General features: G+C 34.1%; 6 protein-coding genes and 1 pseudogene. 1 reads left to right on the forward strand and 6 read right to left on the reverse strand.

Features of this window, described 5'->3' with window-relative positions; genetic code table 11:
- Positions 1–162: pseudogene (locus G577_RS12730) on the reverse strand (IS1380 family transposase); the annotation flags it as partial.
- A 148-nt stretch (positions 163–310) separates the two neighbouring features.
- On the opposite strand from G577_RS12730, the gene G577_RS11915 reads away from it, so the two are divergent.
- Entirely contained in the window at positions 311–736 is a 426-nt protein-coding gene (locus G577_RS11915) for a Type 1 glutamine amidotransferase-like domain-containing protein (RefSeq protein ID WP_342341852.1), read from the forward strand.
- Between the two features lie 443 nt (positions 737–1179).
- Here the strand turns inward: G577_RS11915 and G577_RS0109600 are convergent, their stop codons facing one another.
- The 5 genes from G577_RS0109600 to G577_RS0109620 all read right to left on the reverse strand — a co-directional run bounded on the left by G577_RS0109600 (position 1180) and on the right by G577_RS0109620 (position 6365).
- Complete coding sequence (locus tag G577_RS0109600; RefSeq protein WP_028791007.1) at positions 1180–1788, reverse strand: HAD family hydrolase; 609 nt, start codon at positions 1786–1788, stop codon at positions 1180–1182.
- A gap of 346 nt (positions 1789–2134) precedes the next feature.
- Positions 2135–2362 carry a type II toxin-antitoxin system PemI/MazE family antitoxin gene (gene mazE, locus G577_RS0109605; protein WP_028791008.1) on the reverse strand — a complete coding sequence of 76 codons (228 nt, stop codon included), beginning with the start codon at positions 2360–2362 and terminating at the stop codon, positions 2135–2137.
- A 406-nt stretch (positions 2363–2768) separates the two neighbouring features.
- Complete coding sequence (locus tag G577_RS0109610) at positions 2769–3995, reverse strand: MFS transporter (RefSeq protein WP_028791009.1); 1227 nt, start codon at positions 3993–3995, stop codon at positions 2769–2771.
- Positions 3996–4448: 453 nt separating this feature from the next.
- Positions 4449–5612: a spr1629 family repressor/antitoxin gene (locus tag G577_RS0109615; protein WP_028791010.1), complete on the reverse strand. Its 1164-nt coding sequence runs from the start codon at positions 5610–5612 to the stop codon at positions 4449–4451.
- Positions 5613–5639: 27 nt separating this feature from the next.
- A complete protein-coding gene (locus G577_RS0109620; RefSeq protein WP_028791011.1) occupies positions 5640–6365 on the reverse strand; it encodes a spr1630 family ClpXP-sensitive toxin in 726 nt (241 codons plus the stop codon).
- Between the last annotated feature and the right edge of the window lie 527 nt (positions 6366–6892).

The raw sequence follows: 6892 nt of genomic DNA on the forward strand, positions 1-6892 counted from the left end.
ATGAACGTATTGCGCTAACAGTGAATCAAAATGAATTTGATTTAGAAACTCCGAAAGTAAGACGAGCCCCGCGTCATTGGTTAAGGTACCACCGTCGTTGGCTATTGAGATGACTTTTTGCTCATTGAATGTAAGAGAATTTTGTTGTAAAGTAATAGACATAAGAACGCACTCCTTTATTGTTATGTTTTGTCGACTTTACAATAACACGAAGTGCGTTCTTTTTGTACACCCAGAAGGTGAAGCAACTAAACTTTTAGAAAAATGAGCATACCAATGATTGAATCATTCTTGGAAAAATTTATAAATCATTCAGGCACAATATAGTGAAAAGTTCATTTCTAAAAAAATCGAAAATGCTAAACTCTTATTTATTTCAGGAGGAAATACCTTTTATTTATTACAAGAACTTAAACGCAAAAACCTTTTATCTCTTATTTTCAAACAAATCAACCAAGGTCTTCCTTTTATTGGAGAATCTGCAGGAGCTATCATTCTAGCCCCAAATATTGAATATAATAAAATTATGGATAATACAGAACTTGCTCCAGAACTCATTGACTATTGCTCACTGGGAATAACAAATTTTTACACGCTACCTCATTACATTGAATTTCCCTTTATAGAAACTGTGCAAAAAACCTTAACAGCGTATCAAGCTAAATTAAATTTGGTCCCAATAAGTAACAGCGAAGTTATTATTATGAACGATACCAGCTATGAAATCCTTAAATAAACATTTAATAGTTCAAATTTCAAAGTTAAAAATATACCAACTAAAAAAAGCCACCCTACGGCAATAGGGTGACACTCTGGTGACTTAGTTGCACATTAATCTCATTTCGCAAGTTCATTATAGCATATAGATTAAAAAACGTACATATTTTGCACGCTTTGAACCTACGTATTTACTTTGCCTTAAAAATTTGAGCTATGTTCTCATTGGTTGGAAGAAAAGGACAAAGACGATTGATAACAAGTTACTGTTCAACTGCACACGTTAGCCGTCGCATCTAACGTAAAAAGGCTAGCTCCTACTCAGAATAGGGCTGGCTTTTTTGCTGTCTTGCAGCAGAGATTCTTTCGTTTCGCAAGTTTATTATAGCATACTATTCCTAAAATATGAATGCGCTTTTTTATAGCTCAAAACATTGAAACTTCATTATTAAAAAGACTTATCTAAATCATCACACCTTTTTCCTGCAAAGAAGAAACCAGGTAGGAAATATTTTCATCAAATACATGGCCCTGCATCCCTTGACTAGCAGCTGCTGCAACATTTACAGCTAAATCATCAATAAAAAAACATTCTGTGGGTTCAAGGTTAAAGTGACTAAAAAATAGTTGGTATATTTTAGCGTATGGCTTGATACACTTCCAGTCGGATGAAATAAAACTTCCGTCAAAATAAGCCATTCCTGGAACAATTTCTATAAAAGAATAGAAATCCTGAGATACATTGGATAGAAGGTAAACAGAATAACCATTCTTCTTTAACGTTTTAACGACTTCTTCCATACCTGATATGGGCGTCATTTTTTCAAACCAAGTATCCATAATGATCGGAATAGACGGATGGAGTGTTTCAGGCAAACGTTTTCTTGCCTTATTTATAATTTCTTCTTTAGTGATTGTTCCCTGATCGTATTGTTCCCATTCGTCTGTATAAAAAATTTCCTCCAACAACATTTGTTGATGCTTTTCCTCAGAAGAAAACTTCCCAATAAACTGAGCAGGATCATACTTGATCAGTACATTTCCCATATCAAAAACAATATTTTTTATCATAGATAGATGCTCCCAAAAATACTTTATTATCTTTTCAAGTTATCACAAAATCTTTATTTAGCACAACAAGAGCCATAAAATTCTATATAACAAACTTTGCTCTAGTTTGTACTAGCAATGTGATAAAAACTGAACTTTAGAAAACAAAGCGTTTCAACTTCAGTTATCAAATAATAAATCCAATGACCTGTTCTATTTTCTTCATATCCACGTGATTAATTTTCTCAATAAAGTCAATTTTACGTTTATTGAAATTTCTAGGGCTAGCCGTCGCTTTTGAATTTCCATTCCAGTTGAAGAATCAAAATCAATCTATACTACGTCTCTCCTTTCTGGCATATGGCGGTTACATCTCTTTGCCAACTGCTGGCATATCTCCCCACACATCTGTTTCGTAAAAAGCTCCTTCTGTAACATTAGCGAACGGATCTTCAATTTTAGGGACCAAAACAATAGTTCCATCCTCCCCGTAAGAAACAAGATATTTTTTACCGGGAAAAACTGTTGTTCCTTTTTCAGCTGGCAAAGTAACCACGATAGATCCACCTTGCGCTCTTGCTTTTGTCTCTAGCATAGAAATCACCTCTTCAATTTGATTATACTTGGTAACGGTAAAATAACCAAGTATAACTAAACTTGTATATTCATCATTTTATATAAGGTAGCTATTATTTTAACCCCTAAAATTGGATATAATAAAATTCAAGCTATTAAAGTTAAAATACATCACGTTATCAAAAAACCATCCTACGGCAATAGGATGGTTTTTTGATACCTCAATTGTGCGTTAATCTCGTTTCGCATTTTAATTATAGCATACTATTTCTAAAATATGAATGTGTTTATACCCATGTTTATGATCATAAACGAAATTCCAAGTGTATCCGCATATAATTTACTCCATAAGGAAATTAAGATAAAAATAAGGCTCGACTATCTTTACAACAGATAATCTGAGCCTTGTCCTGTTAATAAACTTTTTAGTGCACTTCAACAATATCGGAGGTAGTATAAGCTTCTTTCCGTAAAGCTGGAATACTCATCATCGCAATAAAACTCATGATATACAAACTCGCGATAAACAGCATGACTTGAGATACACCTGCGTTATCTAAGATAAAGCCGATCACAACCGATGAGAAGCCGCCCACAGCACGGCCAACATTTAAAATGGTGTTATTAGCAATCGTACGAATATGATGAGGATACAGTTTTGTACAGATAGCACCGTATCCTGAAAACATGCCATTGACAAAAAATCCCATCATTGCACCACCCAGTAGTAAGGTAGTCATTGAATTCACATAAGTAAAGGCATAAACTGACAACATTGAACAGATCAAAAAGATACCATAAGCAAGTCGTGGTCCGAAATAGTCCAAGATATTACCAAAGACCAGCATACCCACACACATCCCTAAGATAGTTGAAATCATCCATAAATTATCACTAGCTTCAATTCCTAAAGAACGTTGCATCATTGTCGGTAACCAGTTCATTAGGCCGAAATAACCCGCAATTTGTACCGTAGTCATAAGCATCAATGCTAGTGTTTGATGCGTCCGTTTTTTATTAGCGAAGAGTTCTTTAATCGAGGCTTTTTCTTTCTTATCGGAGGTGATTTTTGCCCCGCGATCAGTAACATTCTTTTCATCAACCGCAAAGTGCATCCAAGCTACCAGTAGCACCGGCAATAGACCAAACAAGAACAAGCCTTTCCAGCCAAAAATAGGAGCGACCAAACCTGCCAGCAGCGCTGCTCCAATCGAGCCCAACTGCCCCATAATACCATTTAACGAACTAACACGACCCATTTTGTTACTAGGCACAATGCCGCCCATAATCGAAATAGCCACACCATACTCACCACCAACACCGATTCCTGCGATAAAACGCATCAAATATAGATAACCTAGACTTTCGGTAAAGAAAATCATCCCCGTTGCAACCGAAAAAACAAGAATTGTCGATTTGAAGACAGTAAATTTATTATAACGGTCCGCTAAAACGCCAAAAACCAGGCCCCCAGCCAGCATTCCTAAATTAGTAATGGTAGAAATCCATCCACCTTCGACACCACTTAAACCTAGGTGCGCCATGATTGATCCCAGCGTAAATGACAAAAACATCACATTTAAATCATCTAATCCTGAAGCAAAAATGGAAGCAAAAAGGGCTTTTTTATCGTTTGCTCTCAATTGATTCATTTGAACTCTCCTTAATTTGTGCTCTCAGTCACACTTTATTAATTATTTGATGCATCGACCTGCTTCAGCTTTGTCCAACCATCTCCTTTTACCTATAAAAAAAGACCAACAAGCCGAATGCCTGCTGATCGCAAAAAGAATGTGTTTTAAGACACTACCACATAATTACACATGGGGCAGTTTTCCGATTATGACATTCTTCCATGCATCGCAGTACACGGTTAAAGAAATTTAACTTGATATAAGTTTAGAGAAGTTTTTGGGTTTTGTCAAACTTTTTTTAGTAAAAATATGGATTAAAATGAAAGAGTCTACGCAAGTTTTTATATACTAACGTAGATTCTCAATCTTTAAAACCAACAAAATATAAGTCTTGCTAAGAATATATAATACGAGTTTTTCAGAAGCTAGATTTTAACAAAGCTTAGCGCTTTTTACTAACATCCAATTTTATTATGCATTAAAATTAGGTCGCAAAACGTTATTAAAGTCTGTAAAATTACTTTGTTTTTCATAAGGTACAAAAAACTCTGATTCAATTGAAAACATTTCTTCTAATAATGATCTTTCTACTTGAAAGTGTTCTTCAATACTTTGCAAATCAGTAATATGGTTGTTTAGAATCATATGAAAAATACTGCGAATTTTTCCTGGACGCTTTAAGGCAATTTCTCTATCCAATGGTTCTTCTAACTTATAATCGTTTAAAGAAATTTGACGGTAAAAATAGCTATGTTGTTTTGGTGTCAAAAAACCTAATTTATAAGCTCGCATTTCAAGCGCTTGAATGGAAACATGATACTTTAATTTTAAAGGAATATAACTATCAGGATTAGAAATCTTTTTTATTCCTTCAAACTCTTTTTTCACAGTTTGAGCAGGCAAAAGAAAACATGAAGCAAAATAATCTGCTTCTCTTTCTACTTGAGCGCGCTCGTTATTTTCTAACATTAAAAAATCTACATGAGCATGCAACAATAAATGACCTAGTTCATGTGCTAAATCGAAATTTCTTCTAACAGCTGATTTTTTAATTCCTAAAACGATCACAGGAACATCCTTTGTAGACCAAGCACTATAAGCATCTGCTTTACCACCTACGTTTTTCTCCAGAACATGAATGCCTGATTTTTCCAGTGATAATAAAAGATTGCCATTATCGGGACAAATATTTAAAAACTCACGAGCAAGAACAGCTGTCTTCTTTATAGCTGCATTCGTCAATTCACTAGGCAAATGCTCTATAACTTTTTTTCTCAAAGTGATTAAGGTTGTAGGCGGAATATTTAAAAAGCCTTCTAAGTAGTGGATTATTTCTGCAACGAAATTTAAATAGACAACTTCACTGTTCGTTTTTTTTCGAGAAACAACATCTGCTTTACGGTAAGCAATATTATTCTCTGGAAATGTTTGTGTAACAGTTGATTGCTCAAAGAAAAAAGATGATTTCACCTGCAAAATATTTTTTAATTGCAAAACATTTTCAAAAGACGGCTCAGTCATTTGTTTTTCAAATTGCCAAATAGACTGCTCAGTTACATTTAATCTTTCCCCAAGCTCCTTACGAGAAAGACCGTGTAACATGCGAGCTAATTGTAAACTTTTCCCGTAAAACATTATTTTCTTCCCCTTTTATCTATAAAGCTACTCATCGGAAGCTTCTTTTTCTTCTTTTGGTACTGTATAAGGATAATCATAAAGATTACCTGCCACGATTTCCTCGTCTCCAACCACTGCAGAGTATTCATCTTCCTCTATATTAACAGTGGAGCTTTGTAAATAAGATGACAAATTTTGAATCTCATGTAGCTCCTTTATTTCATCGTCAGGCAAAACTAGCGATACAGATTCAATGACTTTTTCTGCGCTAGTTCGATATACAATAATATAAAAGCTGTCGTATTGTGTTAAGTCTTTCTCAGAAATAGCGTCTTCTGCTAACGGTAAGGCTAATTGAACAAAAGAATTAGTTAATTCCCTTTCTCCCTTATAAATGGAGTCAAGCTTTGCCTCATTGATCTTTGCGTAATCAGATAAATACTGACTCGTTTTCTCTTGTTTATTCTTGGAAAAAGTCTGCTGTAAACGAAAATCATTTTTTATAATAAGAAGAGAAGGTTTACTTTTATTAAGTGTAAATTCTAAATACTGCCAACTTTGTCCAGCTGTCTTTTTCTTGTATTCCATAAAGTCTGACACGTTTTTGGCAATCCCATCATCAATAAAATTTCCTCTTGTAAATGCAAACGCAGCTGAAACCTTTAGTCTATTTCTCATTTCCCTGCGAAGTTCCAAATATTCTTTGTAGCCATTTAATAACCCATCCACTACTGCTTGTGCTTGCTTTTCATTTAAAACTGTCCCTTCCATTAGCTTTGCCTCCATCTATCTGTATTTCATTTATTATATACTATTAATTTTATAATTTAAACCAAAGAGTACAAAAAATCGATATTTTTTAAAGTGAATTGTGATATGCGCCCTATCTTATAAACACTATTAGGTAACGACTTTTATCAATAATTTCTTGTGAATACACTTTCGTTATTCTGCCTTTCTTTTCAAGTTTAAAAATTTTACGTGATATATAAAGCACTTTCTCACGATTTTAGTGTACTGCTATTTTTCTAAAATTAAATTTTAGTCTTGTTATTAAACTCAAGTTTCGCATACCCAAAATGATGATGTCCCTTTGATAGAACAACGCTGATAGTAAAATAATGGTTCGCTTGACTTTTGTTCAAAGGATACAAAAAGAACTCCTTTTGTTTTATAATGGATTTAACGACAAATCTAAAAACAAGGAGTTCTTGCTCTTATGATACACTTAAAAAACATCAAAAATCAATTACCAAATGAAATGAACGCAATTTTTTCTGAACTGAACGTCCTGAAAT

The organism is Tetragenococcus muriaticus DSM 15685 (assembly GCF_000423785.1).
Taxonomy (GTDB): domain Bacteria; phylum Bacillota; class Bacilli; order Lactobacillales; family Enterococcaceae; genus Tetragenococcus; species Tetragenococcus muriaticus.